At 71.7% G+C, this 14,574-nt stretch carries 19 protein-coding genes; 6 read left to right on the top strand and 13 right to left on the bottom strand.

The features are described from left to right. Window positions 1-39: 39 nt before the first annotated feature. The gene (locus HZZ10_RS20150) at window positions 40-198 is read left to right on the top strand and encodes an LPXTG cell wall anchor domain-containing protein (RefSeq protein WP_373367310.1); all 159 of its coding nucleotides are present in this window, start codon (window positions 40-42) and stop codon (window positions 196-198) included. A 22-nt stretch (window positions 199-220) separates the two neighbouring features. Here the strand turns inward: HZZ10_RS20150 and HZZ10_RS02440 are convergent, their stop codons facing one another. From HZZ10_RS02440 to HZZ10_RS02400, 9 genes are all read right to left on the bottom strand, one after another. Beyond that, window positions 221-562, bottom strand: coding sequence for a hypothetical protein (locus HZZ10_RS02440; RefSeq protein ID WP_156382662.1), 342 nt, complete (start codon window positions 560-562; stop codon window positions 221-223). Window positions 563-689: 127 nt separating this feature from the next. Continuing rightward, window positions 690-1,340, bottom strand: a complete 651-nt coding sequence (locus HZZ10_RS02435) for a hypothetical protein (RefSeq protein ID WP_218928345.1) — start codon at window positions 1,338-1,340, stop codon at window positions 690-692. Continuing rightward, window positions 1,331-1,975: an RNA polymerase sigma factor gene (locus tag HZZ10_RS02430; RefSeq protein WP_218928344.1), complete on the bottom strand. Its 645-nt coding sequence runs from the start codon at window positions 1,973-1,975 to the stop codon at window positions 1,331-1,333. Before HZZ10_RS02430 ends, HZZ10_RS02435 begins: the two co-directional genes overlap by 10 nt. 84 nt (window positions 1,976-2,059) lie before the next feature. Then, complete coding sequence (locus HZZ10_RS02425) at window positions 2,060-2,197, bottom strand: hypothetical protein (RefSeq protein WP_156382661.1); 138 nt, start codon at window positions 2,195-2,197, stop codon at window positions 2,060-2,062. A gap of 51 nt (window positions 2,198-2,248) precedes the next feature. Beyond that, a complete protein-coding gene (locus tag HZZ10_RS02420; protein WP_056129167.1) occupies window positions 2,249-2,857 on the bottom strand; it encodes a hypothetical protein in 609 nt (202 codons plus the stop codon). After that, window positions 2,857-3,414 (bottom strand): DUF6286 domain-containing protein, encoded by a 558-nt coding sequence (locus HZZ10_RS02415; RefSeq protein WP_179912256.1) that lies wholly within the window; start codon window positions 3,412-3,414, stop codon window positions 2,857-2,859. Before HZZ10_RS02415 ends, HZZ10_RS02420 begins: the two co-directional genes overlap by 1 nt. Further along, window positions 3,411-3,827 carry an Asp23/Gls24 family envelope stress response protein gene (locus HZZ10_RS02410; RefSeq protein WP_056129160.1) on the bottom strand — a complete coding sequence of 139 codons (417 nt, stop codon included), beginning with the start codon at window positions 3,825-3,827 and terminating at the stop codon, window positions 3,411-3,413. Before HZZ10_RS02410 ends, HZZ10_RS02415 begins: the two co-directional genes overlap by 4 nt. Next, window positions 3,824-4,006, bottom strand: a complete 183-nt coding sequence (locus tag HZZ10_RS02405) for a hypothetical protein (RefSeq protein WP_056129157.1) — start codon at window positions 4,004-4,006, stop codon at window positions 3,824-3,826. Before HZZ10_RS02405 ends, HZZ10_RS02410 begins: the two co-directional genes overlap by 4 nt. Window positions 4,007-4,171: 165 nt before the next feature. Then, complete coding sequence (locus HZZ10_RS02400; RefSeq protein WP_056129155.1) at window positions 4,172-4,666, bottom strand: Asp23/Gls24 family envelope stress response protein; 495 nt, start codon at window positions 4,664-4,666, stop codon at window positions 4,172-4,174. Window positions 4,667-4,874: 208 nt separating this feature from the next. Here HZZ10_RS02400 and HZZ10_RS19770 point away from each other — a divergent pair, with 208 nt between their 5' ends. Together HZZ10_RS19770 and HZZ10_RS02390 are read left to right on the top strand one after the other, a co-directional pair. Further along, on the top strand, window positions 4,875-6,398 hold the full coding sequence (locus HZZ10_RS19770; RefSeq protein ID WP_179912255.1) for an Ig-like domain-containing protein: 1,524 nt from the start codon (window positions 4,875-4,877) through the stop codon (window positions 6,396-6,398). Window positions 6,399-6,515: 117 nt separating this feature from the next. Continuing rightward, window positions 6,516-6,728, top strand: a complete 213-nt coding sequence (locus HZZ10_RS02390; protein ID WP_179912254.1) for a hypothetical protein — start codon at window positions 6,516-6,518, stop codon at window positions 6,726-6,728. Between the two features lie 314 nt (window positions 6,729-7,042). On the opposite strand, the gene HZZ10_RS02385 is transcribed toward HZZ10_RS02390, so the two are convergent. Together HZZ10_RS02385 and eda are read right to left on the bottom strand one after the other, a co-directional pair. Then, window positions 7,043-8,161, bottom strand: a complete 1,119-nt coding sequence (locus tag HZZ10_RS02385) for a sugar kinase (RefSeq protein WP_056129149.1) — start codon at window positions 8,159-8,161, stop codon at window positions 7,043-7,045. Between the two features lies 1 nt (window position 8,162). After that, entirely contained in the window at window positions 8,163-8,816 is a 654-nt protein-coding gene (gene eda / locus HZZ10_RS02380) for a bifunctional 4-hydroxy-2-oxoglutarate aldolase/2-dehydro-3-deoxy-phosphogluconate aldolase (RefSeq protein WP_056129145.1), read from the bottom strand. 83 nt (window positions 8,817-8,899) lie between these two features. Here eda and HZZ10_RS02375 point away from each other — a divergent pair, with 83 nt between their 5' ends. The 3 genes from HZZ10_RS02375 to HZZ10_RS02365 all read left to right on the top strand — a co-directional run bounded on the left by HZZ10_RS02375 (window position 8,900) and on the right by HZZ10_RS02365 (window position 12,723). Then, a complete protein-coding gene (locus tag HZZ10_RS02375; RefSeq protein WP_179912253.1) occupies window positions 8,900-9,700 on the top strand; it encodes an IclR family transcriptional regulator in 801 nt (266 codons plus the stop codon). Window positions 9,701-9,888: 188 nt separating this feature from the next. After that, on the top strand, window positions 9,889-10,266 hold the full coding sequence (locus HZZ10_RS02370) for a universal stress protein (RefSeq protein WP_056129138.1): 378 nt from the start codon (window positions 9,889-9,891) through the stop codon (window positions 10,264-10,266). 417 nt (window positions 10,267-10,683) lie between these two features. Beyond that, on the top strand, window positions 10,684-12,723 hold the full coding sequence (locus tag HZZ10_RS02365; protein ID WP_179912252.1) for a S8 family serine peptidase: 2,040 nt from the start codon (window positions 10,684-10,686) through the stop codon (window positions 12,721-12,723). Window positions 12,724-12,909: 186 nt separating this feature from the next. Here the strand turns inward: HZZ10_RS02365 and HZZ10_RS02360 are convergent, their stop codons facing one another. Together HZZ10_RS02360 and HZZ10_RS02355 are read right to left on the bottom strand one after the other, a co-directional pair. Next, window positions 12,910-13,419: a DinB family protein gene (locus HZZ10_RS02360; protein ID WP_056129133.1), complete on the bottom strand. Its 510-nt coding sequence runs from the start codon at window positions 13,417-13,419 to the stop codon at window positions 12,910-12,912. A 192-nt stretch (window positions 13,420-13,611) separates the two neighbouring features. After that, complete coding sequence (locus HZZ10_RS02355) at window positions 13,612-14,463, bottom strand: SDR family oxidoreductase (protein ID WP_179912251.1); 852 nt, start codon at window positions 14,461-14,463, stop codon at window positions 13,612-13,614. Window positions 14,464-14,574 lie beyond the last annotated feature (111 nt).

Genomic DNA, 14,574 nt, shown 5'->3' with positions numbered 1-14,574 from the left:
CCCGGGACGCCCGTCCCCACCCATCCTGGTGTCGCACGCGTGACCTCGCGGCCGACGGCCGGGACCTCTGACCTGGCATCGACAGGCAGCTCGGCTGCCACCCTGGTCCCCGCGGCAGCAGCGCTGCTCGGAGCCGGAGTCGCATCGGTCTGGTCGGTCCGCCGCCGCCGCCGAGGACATGTCCGTCACGCACGCTGACAGGACCGTTACGCCCGACGGCTCAGCGGGTGACCTCTGCGGAAGTCACCGGCTCGACCGTCAGGACGCTCACCTCGACCGAGCCCGGCTCGAGGCCGTGCTCGACGAGCAGCTCCCGGACGACCTCGCGGACCCTGTGCGCGACAAGACGCGCCTCGTCTCCCTGCACGGCGAGGTGCACGGCCACGTCGACGGTCCCGCCTGTCGGCGTGAGGCGGACGAGGTCTTCCGGGTCGGGAGCCGTCGACCACGAGCGGACCACGGTCGCCAGCGTCGGCTCGACCCGGAGCACCCCGGGGTCGGCGAGGATCGCCTGCGCGATCTCGCGGCGCACCGCGTCGGTGCCGGCCCGACCTGTCGTCACCGGTCGACCTGTCGTCTCCGGACCACGCGTCGTCACCCGGACGCCGGGTGTCGTCGGCACACCAGGGGTCACCGGAACCCCCGGCACCAGGTGCGGCGCTCCGGGCATCCTCTGGCTGGGGTTCGTCTCAGACATCGCGCGTGTCCCTCACCTCGATGTCGACGCGGACCACGTCGACTCCCACCTCGCTGCTCACTCTTCTCCTCACGCTGCTGCGGACCTCGGCCGCGACCGCCGGGATCGAGGCCGACACGGGCACGGTGATCTGCAGGGTCGCCTCGACCCTGGACGGCCGGGCACGGCCGTAGCTGTCGGGCCCCTGCCGCAGGTCCAGGACGCCGACGGGGCTGGCCTGCCACGGTCCACGACCGTCGACGACGAGCGAGACCACGCAGCGCTCGACCTCGACACCCGGGACCGCGTCGCCGGCTCGCCGGGCGCTCGCCGAGACCGCCTGCTCGCTCACGGTCAGCTCCGGGGCCGGCTCGCTGACCTCGGGCTCGTCGAGCGGGAACCGGCGACCACGGCGCACCTCTGCGCGGGCCACGTCCATGATCCGGCCGAGCACGGCGGGATCCGGCTCGAGACCGGGGGCGGTCCGCTCGGCCTCGCGCTCGAGCGCGGTCAGGCTCGCGAGCTCGCCGAGGTCTCGGCGGGCCTGCTCGCAGTGCGGGCAGCCTCGCTCGTGCTCGTCGGGGGGTGACCCGATCCTGTCCCAGACCGCGTCCATGTCGCGGCCGCAGGCCAGGCGGGAGGACGGACGCTCGCTCATCGCCATGCTTCCATTCCTTTCGCCAGGTTCTGCCGGGCCCGTGCGATCCGACCGCGCACCGTCGACAGGGGCAGGCCGGTCGCTGCGGCGATCTCGGGGTACGAGAGCTCGTGCAGCTCCCGGAGCACCCAGCATGCCCGCTGCTCGTCCGTGAGCCTGCCGAGCTCGACGTTCAGCCGTCGGAGCTGCTCGGCGTGCTCGGTCGCGGCCACGGGGTCTGCTGACCCCGTCCCTGCGGCGAGCCTGCCACGAGAGCCGGCCTCGAACACCGTGTCGTCCCCGGCCGGCTCCGTGCTGCGACGGGCTCTGGTCCTCAGCACCGACATGCACCGTCGGGTCATGATCTGGTAGACCCAGCCGTGGAACGCTGGCAGGTCTGTCAAGGACGGCAGCTTGCGCCAGACCGAGACCATCGTGTCCTGGAGCGCGTCCTCGGCCTCGCCCCGGTCGCCCAGCAACCGCACCGCGAGCCTGAAGAGCGGGCCCTGGTACCGACGGCTCAGCTCTTCGAAGGCCGCGAGGTCCCCGGACTGCGCACGTCCGACGATGGTCGCCTCGGACGGTCCGTGGGCCCCGCCGTCAGGTGGGGACGTCACGACGTCCCGGGCCGGGGACCGGTGGTCTCCGTGCGGACCGCTCACCCTCGCTCACCTCCTCGTCGTCGCTCCTACCTTCTCCGCAGATGCGTCCCTCGGCACCTCGAGACGGGTGCTGGGGCGCAGGTCTCACCCGCCGTCCGGCGTGCGCCTCGGCTGGTCCGGACGGCGCTCGGTCTTGCGGACCAGGTGGCCGGCACGGTTGATCACGGTGCCGAGGCCACGCAGGCCCCAGCTCACGACTCGGGTCATCACGCTGGCGATCATGGGGTTCTCCTGAGGTGTGCGGGGTGGGGGGAAGGGGCTTCAGACGGACGGTCAGACCGTGATCTGACCGTGCGTGCGCCGGGTGCGCTGGACGTCGACGAGCACGCCCAGGCGCGCGAGCCGCGTGTCCAGGGCCGTGGCGACCGATGCCGCCACGACAGTGTCGACCTCGCGCAGGACCTCGCCGAGGTCGGCGCGGTCGTCGACCACGAGGCGCAGCGTGAGGTCCGGGGTGCGGGCGCTTCCGCGGAGCACGGCGCTGGCGCCGCTGACACCGGCGAGCGACCTCGCCTGCTCCTCCACGGCGTCGGTGAGGACCGACGGCGCGCACGCCGTGAGGCCCGTCACGGACGACGACTGGAGGCGGAGGTCCTTGGCCTCGTGCTTGCGCGGGACCTGCGCGACCAGCCAGGCCGCGCTCGCGAGGGCGAGGACGAGCGCCACGACCCCCACGACGACGGGGAACCAGGACTGGTCCCCCACGGTCGTGCCCGAGATCAGGTCGGCGTCGCGCCCGGGGAGCCGCTCGGCGAGGTCGGCGGGCAGCACAGAGCTCCACGCCCCCGTCGCGATGCCCGTGACGAGTGCACCGAGGACCAGCAGGACCAGCCCGGTGATGCCGAGCCAGGTCCGGTTGAGACGAGAGGGTGCGTGGTGCATCAGGACTCCTTCACTCGGACACGGGACTGGACGGGGCGGACCGGGCCGGTCCCGAGGACGTCGAGACGCGACCGGACGGCCTCTTCCACGGCGCTACGGACCGTGTCGGCATCGTCGAGCGACGACGTCACGGCCAGGACCCGCACCGCGGTGCTGGAGGCGCTGACGTCGACGTGCTCGACACCGTCGACCTCGTCGGCGGCAGCTGCGGCGAGCCGGGCGAGACCGCGCTGGGTGAGCACCACCTCGGACTGCTCGGCGTTCTCGACCTCCAGCGCGATCGCAGCGCCGCTGCGCCTGCCGGGGACGACTGCTGCCAGGAGCAGCACGACACCGAGGACGAGGACGACCGCACCGGTCGCGAGGACCGTGGTCGACCCCCAGGTCTGCTGCCCCAGGGACGACGCAGGGTCGACGAACCACGTCGGCCAGGTGCCGTCGACGAGGCGCGACACGCTCGCGACCGTGAGGACCACGGCGCCCGCGAGGACGACGAGCGCCACGACCGAGGCGGTCAGGGAACGGCTCGGTCGAGGCCTGAGCTGGACCTGGTTCATCGCAGTCTCTCCTTCCTGGTGCGTGCGCCGGCCGGTGCCGGCTGGAGCCCGTCGATGCGGACGTCCACGCGCCGGACCTGGACACCGGTCAGCGCGGTGACCCGCTGCTGCACCCGGTCCCTGATGGTGTCTGCGGCCGACCGCAGCGACACGGGGTAGGCGAGCCCGACGGTGACCCGCAGGTCGGCGAAGCCGCTGTGGAGGTCCACCTCGACCGTGGGCCGGGTCCGACCTCCGACCCGCTCGCGCCAGCCCAGCAGCCCGCGTGACGTGCTGTACGTCTCGCTGACCTCGTCGACGACCTGCGAGGCGATCTTCTCCACCACGCCGTCGGAGAGCGTCAGGGTCCCGCGAGCACGCGGCTCGTCCGCCTGACCGGACCCGACGCCGGTGGTGGGCGTCGAGGCGCTCATCGCTTCTCGGACGCTCGGCCCAGGATGCCCTGGACGTCGATGCGGCCGTCGAGCGCCAGACCGACGACCAGCCCGATGCTGCCGAAGGCGAGGACGGTGATGAAGGCGGCGAACGAGCCGAAGGCGGCCGTGAGCCCGAGGACGAGCCCGACGGCGAGGCCGATCATGGTGCGCGACATGAGAGTTCCTTCTGTTGGCATGAGGGTGGTGGCCAGAGCGTGGGGGTCAGCGGTGCGGGTGCCAGAGGGGGGTCAGGCACCCGCACCGCCGTCATGGGGCGACGCTTCAGCGCGCGTCGGTCAGCGCAGGGTGTGGCAGCGCAGGGTGGGGCAGCGCCGGGTCGGTCAGCGCAGCTCGGCCGACTCGAACGAGGAGGACGTGTCCTCTGCGTCGTCGTCCGGCAGGTGCACGTCGGTGACGTTGATGTTCACCGCGACGACCTCGAGGCCGGTGCCGTACTCGACGGCCTGGATGACGTTCTCGCGGATCTGCTCGCTGACCTGGACGACCGACTCGCCGTAGTCCAGGACGATCGCGATCTCGATCGCGGTCTGGGTCTCGCCCTTCTCCACGGAGACGCCGCCGGTGACGTTGGTCTGGCTGCCAGGGATGCGCTGCGCGAGGGCGTTCACGGCACGACGCGCGGCGTTGCCCATCGCGTAGACGCCGGGGACCTCGCGGGTGGCCATCCCGGCGATCTTGGCGACGACGCTCTCGGCGACGGTCGTGTCGCCGTGCTCGGTGTGCAGGGCGTCGAGCTCGCGCTGCTGGGTCTCGTCCTGCGCGGCCTCCCGAACGCGACGTTCTTCGCCGGTGGCGGGGATCTGGTCCTGCGACATGGTGAGCTCTCCTTCGTGGTGCTCTGTGAAACACGGTCACAGGTAAGGACGCCACGACCTCACGGATCGTCACGGACGAGTTCTCGGAGGCCGGGTGAAACCGCGACGAGCGGTCGCGCCGCCCCGCGCGACGGGTGACGATCCTCCTCGTCCCGACGCCGCTGCGGCGGCGTCTCGTCCTCCCCCTTCCCCCCCGGAACGAGCACGCATGTCCCGATCCCCCAACCCCCGCAGGCGGCCCCAGCCTCGCGTCCGCCGACCTCGTATCTCTGCGCGCGGTGCTGCGGTCCTCTGCCTCACCAGCCTGAGCCTCGGCCCGGCGGTCCTCTCCGCCCCGCCCGCCGTCGCGGCCGAGCTGACGTCTGCCGTCACCTCGGCGGCCCTCGCCTCGACCACCTTCTGGGCGTGGGAGGCCGTCCGGCTGGACGTCGCCTGGGCTGTGCCGGACGGTGCACGAGGCGGCGACACGTTCACGATCTCGCTGCCCGACGAGCTGCGGCCCTTCTCGACGGTCGGCTTCGACCTGCTCAGCCCGGACGGTGACCGGGTCGCCTCTGCCGTGTGGGAGGGGCGGACGGCTGTCGTCACCCTCAGCGACTACGTCGACGAGAGGTCCGGTGTCACCGGCCACGTGTTCTTCGACGTCGCATGGCACGGCGCCCGCTTCGGCACCGCACCGCAGCAGCGGGTCCTCGACCTCGCCGGTACGCCGGTCCCCGTGACGATGCTCGGCGACGCCGAGGACGTCGTCCCCGACGGCTACGCCGGGACGTGGGGATTCTGGCAGCACCCCGACCAGGGGACGACGCAGACGCAGTCGGCCGCCGGGTGGGAGATCCGCCTGCCGTCTCGGGCCGAGGGCTTCGACGGGCCCGTCACGGTGACGGAGTCTCTGGACCCGGGGCAGGTCCTCGACTGCGACTCGTTCTCGCTCAGCGGGCAGGTCGGCGCAGGCCGCGGCACCCCTGTGTACTCGGTCCTCGAATCGGCCCCCGAGCGCGTGCTCGCCTTCGAGTGCGACCCGAGCGGCTTCACCCTGACCCTCGACGAGATCCGGCCCGGCGAGATCATGGTCGGGAGGTTCGGCGGTGACCTGGTCGAGCTCGGGCGCGAGCCGTCGAGCACGGTGACCATCAGCCACGCCGACGGCACGCAGGTGCTGACCGCCCGCCTCGTCCGGACCGTCTCGGGCGGAGCAGGGTCGGGCGTCGGCACTCCTGCTCCGGTGCCGGTGCCTGGTCCGACTCCTGCTCCCGAGCCCGCGCCAGACCCCGTCCCGTCTCCAGCGCCGGCCCCAGCTCCCGCCCCGGGGCCTGACCCGACCAGGCCCACCGAGCCCGCGCCGGAGAGCCCCTCGGACCCACCGACCCCTCAGCCCTCCGGACCGGCTGCACCCGACGACTCCCCTGCCGTCCCCGGGCCGCCCCGTGAGCCGGGCGGGCAGGACCAGACCACCTCAGTCCTGCGTCCCGGACCGTTCGATGCAGGTGCGGGTGGTGGATCTGCCGCCCCTCGGCAGCACTCCGCGACGGCGACAGACGTCTCGTCCACGTCAGCGCCCTCCGACGCCGCAGTCGAGTCCCGAGCCCTTGCCGTGACAGGCCCCGGGTCGGCGCCGGCTGTCGCCGCGTCGGTCGGCGCGCTGCTCACCGCCGGAGCCACCCTGCTCCGCGCCGCCCGCACGACCCGACGACCACTGACCCGCCCGGCACACAGCCGCCGGTCTGGTTGACACGTCTCCCGACGATGCCAGTTCCGATCGCCACGGTTTCAGCGCTCGGTGTCAGGGTCGACTCACACCTCAAGAGACCCGAGTGAAGATTGTCCTTCTTCCGACTAAGGTCCGGGTATGACCTCCCTAGCGCTCAACCGGTGGATCGTCGACCGATCAGCAGCACTGGGGCGGCTCGAGCGCGTGCACGGCACTATGACCGGCGGGCTCTCCGGTCGGCCACGCGACGTCACTGAGCTCAACCATGCGCTCTTCCTGCGCCTCGCGGCCGAGGTCCAAGGTTTTTGTCGGGACCTGCACGACGAGGCCATCGACGCGAGGGTCTCATGACCGCACGGCGCTCCACGAGGACCGACCGCACCATCACGAAGAGCTCGCCAGACCTGAAGTCCGGGTCTCGGGTCACCGTGTCGTTCGGCCGTCATGACACGACAGGGATGGTCCTTCGCAAGACCGTGACAGGCAGGTATGCCGTCGAGGTCCAGGTCGATGGTGCTGATGAACCTGTGACCACCAGCTACGCGCGGAGCGAGCTCCAGGTAGCCCCGGACCGCAGCTGACCCGCTCGACGGCGTGAGCACGACCGCCGGACGACAGCGCAGAGGGCCCGAGCCACGGTCGGCTCGGGCCCTCTGCGCGAACAGCTAGCGCTGCACGCGCGCGCTGCCTCCACCGGCGAGCTTGGCGACCTCGGCGAGGCTCGCCGTCGAGGTGTCCCCCGGGGTTGTCATGGCGATCGCGCCGTGCGCGGCCCCGTACTCGACGGCCGACTGGATGTCGCCGATCTCCATGAGCCCGTAGGCGAGGCCGGAGGCGAAGGAGTCGCCGCCACCCACGCGGTCGAGGATCTCGAGGTTCGGGCGGTGCGTCGCCTCGGCGAAGCCCTGCTCACGGCTCCACGCGATGGCGCCCCAGTCGTTGTCCGACGCGGAGTGGACGCCGCGCATGGTCGTGGCGATCACCTGGAAGTTCGGGTACGCCGCGGCCGCGGTCTCGATCATCGCGCGGAAGGCACCGGTGTCGAGGTCGGTGAGGTTCTCGTCGACCCCTTCGACCTCGAAGCCGAGGCTGGCCGTGAAGTCTTCCTCGTTGCCGATCATCACGTCGACGTACTGCGCGAGCCGCGTGTTGACCTCCTGGGCTCGGGCCGAGCCGCCGATGCCCTTCCACAGGGAGGGACGGAAGTTGAGGTCGTAGGACACGATCGTCCCGTGCTCGCGGGCCGAGCGCATGGCCGCCTCGGCGACGTCTGCCGAGGACTCGGAGAGCGCCGCGAAGATGCCGCCTGTGTGCAGCCAGCGGACGCCGCGACGGCCGAAGAGGTCGTCCCAGTCGACGTCACCGGGCTGCATCTGCGAGATCGCGGTGTTGCCACGGTCCGAGACGCCGACGGCCCCGCGCACCCCGAAGCCGCGCTCGGTGAAGTTGATGCCGTTGCGGACCGAGCGGCCGATACCGTCGTAGTCCACCCAGCGGATGTAGCTCGTGTCGATGCCGCCGGTGAGGATGAAGTCCTCGACCAGACGGCCGACCTCGTTGTCCGCGAGGGCGGTGACGACAGCTCCGCGCAGGCCGAAGCAGCGGCGCAGGCCGCGGGCGACGTTGTACTCGCCGCCACCCTCCCACGCGTCGAAGCTGCGGGCGGTCTTGATGCGGCGCTCACCCGGGTCGAGGCGGAGCATGACCTCGCCGAGGGACACGACGTCGAAGTCGCAGTCTGCGGCGGGGCGGACGGTCAGGGCGGGGCTGGTGGTCTCAGGCATGTCAGGCTCCGATCGTGGCGGGGGTCTGGGCGGCCAGCTCGACGGCCTCGGCGGTGCGGCGGGTGATCTCGGCCCAGTCCTCGGCCTCGATGAGGCTGCGCTCGACCATCCACGAGCCGCCCGCAGCGATCACGGACGGCAGGGCGAGGTAGTCACCGACGGTCGCGGCGGAGATCCCTCCGGTGGGCACGAAGCGCAGGCCAGGGAACGGTGCGGAGAAGGCCTTGATCGCCGACGGCCCGCCGAGGGTCGCCGCGGGGAAGAGCTTGACGATGTCGAGGCCGAGCGCGAGGGCGGCCATGATGTCGCTCGGGGTGGCGACACCGGGCAGGATCGGCACACCCACAGCCTGCGCGCGCTCGACGACAGCAGCACTGAGCCCGGGCGAGACGAGGAACTGCGCACCGGCCTCGACGGCGCTGTCGACCTGCTCGGGACGCACCACGGTGCCGGCTCCGACGACGAGCTCGGGGAGGGCCTTGAGCGCTGTGAGCGCGGCCTGCGCACCCGCCGTGCGGTAGGTGACCTCGATGACGTCGAGCCCGCCGTCGAGGAGAGCCTTGCCGAGCGGGACGGCATGGTCGGGGTTGTCGATGACGACGACGGGGACGATCCGTGCCGCCGCGAGGGATTCGGTGATGGTCTTCTCTGACATGTCCGCGTGAACCTCTGCTATCGTTTCGTATGGGCAAACGGTCGTTGCCGGTTGCGAAATCAGGATAACAAAGGAGCGGGACCATGGACAGAGCGGGTCACGACGGCACAGACCACCCAGGCAGCTCCCCCGACGCGACCTCCCCGATGGGCAGCGTCGACAAGGCGCTCCTCGCCCTCCAAGAGCTCAGTGCCGCCGGGACGGGCGGTCTGCCGCTCGCCGACCTCGCGCAGCGGCTCGGCCTCAACAAGACCTCCTTGCACCGCACGCTCGCAGCCCTGAGGTTCCGCGGCTTCGCCGACCAGGACGCAGCAACCGGGCACTACGTCCTCGGCCCCGCAGCCACAGCCCTCGCCTCGTCGTACCTCTCCGAGGAGAACCTGCCGAGCCTGCTGCAGAACGCCCTCACCTCGCTGTGCGCCCAGACCGACGAGCTCGTGCACCTCGGGGTGCTCTCGGGCGCGGAGATCCTCTACCTCGACAAGGTCGAACCGGCCCGTCCGGTCCGCGTGTGGTCGGCCGTCGGCCGCCGCCAGCCCGCTGCGACCACAGGCCTCGGCCGCGCGATCCTCTCGCGCAGGTCCGTCGACCCGGCCTCGCTCGCGTGGTTCGCCGGCGACAGGCTGCCCGCCGAGCGGCTCGCCCAGATCCTCGACCTCTCGCGGTCGCGGGGGTACGCGACCGAGACCGAGGAGAACGAGGTGGGCATCAGCTGCCTCGCCGTGCCGCTGCTGCGCGACGGCGCAGCGATCGCGGCGATGTCGATCACGGCCCCGTCCGAGCGCATGACGGATGCCCGCAGGACCGAGCTCGCGACGACCATCGCGCGGGAGATCCCCCCGCTCCTCCCGGCCGGGATGAGCCTGCCGGCTGAGCTCGGCTGACACAGACAGGGCGTCCGGACGACCAGACGGGCCGCTTGGCCCTAGGCTGTGACCAGCGGCCCGACCTCCCGGTGACGGGAACGGGTCGTGTGCTCGGCCTGCGTGCGTCCCGACCATCGGAGTCCGGGCACCGGTAGGCCTGCGCACGCACGGCTCGACACTTCGCACCGACACAGGAGTTCTGCGACATGACCGTTCTGGTGGCCTACAACGAGACCCCTCAGGGTGAGGCAGCCTTCGCGGCGGCCGTGGCCGAGGCGGCCCGCCGCACGACGACGGTCACGGTGCTCGTCCTGACCCCGCAGCCCGATGCCGCGCCCGTCCCCCCGCACCTCGCCCACCTGCTCGAGACCGTCGCAGGAGAGAAGGTCGAGGTCGCGTTCCGCCTCGACAGCATCGACGTCGCCGACGCGATCCTCGACCACGCCGAGCGCTCCGGGGCCGAGGTCATCGTCATCGGCTCGCGCAAGCGCTCGAGCGTCGGCAAGTTCCTCCTCGGCAGCACCACGCAGCGCGTGCTGCTCGACTCGGCCGTCCCGGTGCTCGTCATCAAGGCGACGCACTGACGCTCGCCGTCGAGACGCACCTCTGACCCATGCCCTCAGGGCGCTCCTGTGACGCACGCTGTCGGGTCCTCCTCTGACCCGTGCCCTCGGGACGCTCCTCTGACGCTCGCCGCCAGGGCGAACCACCGACGCGGCAGCCCCGCTCGGCGTGTCTCTCGTCACACTGCGCCCAGAAATTCGTTGAGGATTCAACGATCGTGCTCTCCGCACCTGCGACGACGTCCGACAGGGCCCATCCCCGTCGCTCCTGACGTCGAACTTGTCACGCTCCACCGTGGGTGGAATCTAGTTGAATGCTTAACCGCGCCGAACGTCACGCCGATGAGCACATAGATCAGCAGCCGGCACCGTGCCGCTGCGGCGGACACGGAAGGCACGAGCATGACGAGCACGAGACCCGGCTTGAGAAGCCTTGTCGTGGCACTGGTGACAGCAGCCCTGGCGACGGGGACCATCGCCGCTGGCGCACTCCCGGCAACCGCGGCCGACCCTGCCGCAGAGCCGACCACCTGGCTGGTCCAGGTCGACGGCGACCCAGCCGCCGTGACCGCGGACCTCGCCGAGCAGGGTGTCACCACGGTCCAGGAGTACGACGCCGCCCTCGACGGCTACGTCGTCGAGGCGACACCCGAGCAGATCGACGCGATCTCCCAGACCGAGGGCGTCGCCGAGGTCGAGCCCGACCTCGACGTGAGCATCACCGAGAGCTCGAGCCAGAGCGGCGCCCCCTGGGACCTCGACAGGCTCGACCAGGTGGCCCTCCCCCTCGACAAGACCTACACCTACCCGAGCTCGGCCGGCGCGGGCGTGCGCGTCTACGTCCTCGACACCGGCGTGGACTCGGCGATCCCCGAGCTCGGCGGACGGGTCGCCCCGGGGTTCTCCGCCTTCGCGGACACGACCGGGACAGCCGACTGCCACGGCCACGGCACCCACGTCGCCGGCACTGTCGCCTCGCGCACCTACGGTGTCGCGAAGTCTGCGACCGTCGTCCCGGTCCGTGTCCTCGGGTGCTCCGGGTCGGGCAAGATGTCCGACGTCATCAGCGGTCTCGACTGGGTGGTCAAGAACCACCCGGCCGGCACGCCCGGGGTCGTCAACATGTCCCTGTCGGGGGCACGCAGCGACATCATGGGTCGGGCCGTCGACGCCGCGACAGCAGCGGGCCTCCTCGTCGTCGTCGCCGCAGGCAACACGAACACCGACGCCTGCCAGGCCTCCCCGTCGGACGTGCCCTCGGCACTGACCGTCGGAGCCAGCACGATCACCGACTCCCGCGCGACCTTCTCGAGCTGGGGCACCTGCGTCGACGGCTTCGCCCCCGGTGAGCGCATCGTCTCGACAGCGCCCGGCGGCACGACGGCGACCCGTTCCGGCACCTCGATGGCGGCCCCGCACGTCGCCGGGCTCGCAGCGCTCCTGCTCGCCGACTCCCCGCGGCTGACCCCCAAGGACGTCACCGACAGGCTCGTCAGCTCGAGCCGGACGGGCGTCACCGACCGCAGCGCGGGCAGCCCGGACCGACTCTTCGGCCTCACTCCGGCGACGGCCCCGGTCACGGCGCCCGCTCCGGCTCCGGCTCCAGCTCCGGCTCCGGCTCCGGCACCTGCTCCGGTCGCGCCTGCCGCCCCCACGAAGCTCGCGGTCTCGGCGGTCACGACAGTCGCGGGCACGGTCTCGTGGACGCCCGCTGCGGGCACCCCGGCCACGAGCTGGACCGTCCAGCGCTCGACCGACGGCAAGACGTGGACGACGGTCGCCGCCCAGGGCACGACAGCCCGGCTCAGCGGGCTGGCCCCCGCCACGAAGTACCAGGTCCGGGTGGCAGCGAACGCTGCTGCAGGCCGGAGCCCGTGGGCGACGGTCACCGTCACGACCGCCGCACGACCCTCGGGGATCCGCACGCCCACCGTCACGTCGAGGGCCCCGTCCACCGCGGCGCTGACCTGGACCGCTCCCGCGACCTCGGGCACGCTCATCACGGACTACAGGGTCGAGCTGTCACGAGACGGCAAGAAGTGGTCGACCTTCGCCGACGGCGTCAGCACGGCGCCGAAGGTCCAGCTCACGGGTCTCGCCCCGTCGGCGACCTACAGCGTGCGCATCACCCCTGTCGCCGACGGCACGACGACAGGCGCGCAGGCCGTCGTCAAGGTGACGACCCTCGCGGCGCCCTCCGCACCCCGAGCCATGAAGGTGACCGCGAGCACTGCCACCACGCTCTCCCTCGCCTGGACGGCGCCGGCGACGTCTGGCCCTCAGGTCACCGACTACAAGGTCCAGGTCACGCGCGACCGCAAGACCTGGACGACCGTCAAGGACGGCGTGAGCCCCAAGACCTCGGTGCAGATCACCGGCCTCGCGAAGAACACGGCATACACGGTCCGGGTCACGGCGATCTCCGGGACCGCCTCGAGCACCTCCTACGCCGAGATCAAGGCCTCGACCCGCAAGTGACCTACGGCAAGCCCTGAGGCCACGCTCCTCCGTCACGGGCAGATCGACGCGAGGCATGTCCTCCCGGTCCTCCGGGAAGACGACACGCACAGCGAAGGGGCACCAGCATCGCTGGTGCCCCTTTCTCTGCGTGCAGGCCGCTCTCGGCCTCGCGGGTCCTCGTGCCGGCGACGACCGGTCGCCCGGTCACTCTCCCGTGGTGCCGTCCAGCAGCTCGCGGAGGATGTCGACGTGCCCGAGGTGCCGGGCGGTCTCTTCGATGACGTGCACGAGGACCCAGCGGAGCGACGGGTACTCGGGGTTGTCGGGCGCCTCGTCGAGGTCGTGCCGGGCGAGCACCTCGTCAGCCTCCGCCCATGACGCCCTGTAGTCGTCGATGATCTCCGCCAGGGAGTCCTGAGCGGTCACGCGGAACTCACCGTCCGGGTCCTCGTCGCTGCCGAAGCGGCGGTCGTAGGGGCGCTGCTCGACGGCCTCGACGAACCACGACCGCTCGACGTCGGCCAGGTGGCGGATGATCCCCGACACCGTGGTGAGGCTGGGCAGCAGACGCCGCGCGGCGTCCTCGTCACTGAGACCCTGCGCCTTGATGACGACGGTCTCGCGGTTGAGCATCAAGAAGCCCATGAGGGTGCTCTTCTCGTCACCGCGTCCGGGAGGCTGGGTCCGGGGAGTGTCCTGCGTCACATCGCTCATGATCCCGAGTGTAAGAGGACCAAGGGTCGGCGTGAAGGCCCGCAGCGGGCTGGGTGCGCAGAGGCCGGGGGTGCCGTCCTGGCACCCCCGGCCTCTGCGTCGATCACCTGAGGTCGCGCGGACCCTCCGGCCGGCAGGACTCCCGCGCGGCAGGGCAGGTGACGCCCGCTGCCACCGCTCCCGCTGTCACCGTCAGAGCGCTGCGCGCAGCGCCTCGACGAGCCCGGTGGTCGGACGGCCGAGGAGCGTGCTCAGGTCGCTCGTGACCGTCGCGAGCTCACCGTCGCGGATGTTGCCGTCGAGAGCGACGACAAAGCCGACGGTCCCCTCGTCGAGGCCGAAGCCTGCGAGGACGGCGGCGTGCTCCTCGGGCGAGACGCGGTGGTACGAGACCTCGCGGCCGAGCACCTCGCCGGCAGCGGCGGCGAGCTCGTCGTGCGTCCAGGCGACGTCACCCGAGAGCTCGTAGACCTTGCCCGCGTGCGAGTCGTCGACGAGGACCACGGCAGCGGCCTCGGCGAAGTCCGAGCGGGGCGCCGAGGCGACCTTGCCGTCTCCGACGCTCGCGAGGATCTCGCCCGAGTCCTTGGCCTGCTGGACGGGCTGGAGGTAGTTCTCGGTGTACCAGTTGTTGCGCAGGATGGTCGTGGCCAGGCCCGACTGCGCGAGGTACTCCTCGGTCGCCTTGTGGTCGGGGGCGAGCACGAGGGTCGAGGTGTCGGCCTGCGGTGCACTCGTGTAGACGACGCGGCCGACGCCCGCAGCCTTCGCGGCGTCGATCACGGCGACGTGCTGCGGGACGCGCTGGCCCACCTCGGAGGAGGAGACGAGCAGCAGGGTGTCGACACCCTCGAAGGCCGCCGCGAGAGTCTCGGGGCGCGAGTAGTCGGCCTCGCGGACCAGGACGCCGCGGGCGGCGAGGTCAGCGGCCTTGGCCGGGGTGCGCACAGCGGCGACGACCTGGTCGGCGGGGGTGCCGCGCTCGAGCAGGGACTCGACGACGAGGCGTCCGAGGTGTCCGGTGGCTCCGGTGACAGCGATCATGGCGTGCTCCTTGTGAGATGGCCGCGCAGACAGGTCCCGCGGCGACGATTCGGCAACACGACGAGCATGGCACTAACTTTTCGAAAGTGCAATCCTTTCCGCAGCACTATC

Source organism: Sanguibacter inulinus (genome assembly GCF_013415325.1).
In the GTDB taxonomy this organism is placed as follows: Bacteria; Actinomycetota; Actinomycetes; order Actinomycetales; family Cellulomonadaceae; genus Sanguibacter; species Sanguibacter inulinus.
This window is presented reverse-complemented; position numbering and strand designations above follow the sequence as displayed.

Coding starts and splice junctions, on each gene's coding strand:
- HZZ10_RS02390 (WP_179912254.1), top strand. CDS start 6,516: ATGACCTCCCTAGCGCTCAACCGGTGGATCGTCGACCGATCAGCAGCA.
- HZZ10_RS02420 (WP_056129167.1), bottom strand. CDS start 2,857: ATGCACCACGCACCCTCTCGTCTCAACCGGACCTGGCTCGGCATCACC.
- HZZ10_RS02355 (WP_179912251.1), bottom strand. CDS start 14,463: ATGATCGCTGTCACCGGAGCCACCGGACACCTCGGACGCCTCGTCGTC.
- HZZ10_RS02400 (WP_056129155.1), bottom strand. CDS start 4,666: ATGTCGCAGGACCAGATCCCCGCCACCGGCGAAGAACGTCGCGTTCGG.
- HZZ10_RS02385 (WP_056129149.1), bottom strand. CDS start 8,161: ATGCCTGAGACCACCAGCCCCGCCCTGACCGTCCGCCCCGCCGCAGAC.
- HZZ10_RS02410 (WP_056129160.1), bottom strand. CDS start 3,827: ATGAGCGCCTCGACGCCCACCACCGGCGTCGGGTCCGGTCAGGCGGAC.
- HZZ10_RS02435 (WP_218928345.1), bottom strand. CDS start 1,340: ATGGCGATGAGCGAGCGTCCGTCCTCCCGCCTGGCCTGCGGCCGCGAC.
- HZZ10_RS02405 (WP_056129157.1), bottom strand. CDS start 4,006: ATGTCGCGCACCATGATCGGCCTCGCCGTCGGGCTCGTCCTCGGGCTC.
- HZZ10_RS02415 (WP_179912256.1), bottom strand. CDS start 3,414: ATGAACCAGGTCCAGCTCAGGCCTCGACCGAGCCGTTCCCTGACCGCC.
- HZZ10_RS02425 (WP_156382661.1), bottom strand. CDS start 2,197: ATGATCGCCAGCGTGATGACCCGAGTCGTGAGCTGGGGCCTGCGTGGC.
- eda (WP_056129145.1), bottom strand. CDS start 8,816: ATGTCAGAGAAGACCATCACCGAATCCCTCGCGGCGGCACGGATCGTC.
- HZZ10_RS02360 (WP_056129133.1), bottom strand. CDS start 13,419: ATGAGCGATGTGACGCAGGACACTCCCCGGACCCAGCCTCCCGGACGC.
- HZZ10_RS02375 (WP_179912253.1), top strand. CDS start 8,900: ATGGACAGAGCGGGTCACGACGGCACAGACCACCCAGGCAGCTCCCCC.
- HZZ10_RS19770 (WP_179912255.1), top strand. CDS start 4,875: ATGTCCCGATCCCCCAACCCCCGCAGGCGGCCCCAGCCTCGCGTCCGC.
- HZZ10_RS02370 (WP_056129138.1), top strand. CDS start 9,889: ATGACCGTTCTGGTGGCCTACAACGAGACCCCTCAGGGTGAGGCAGCC.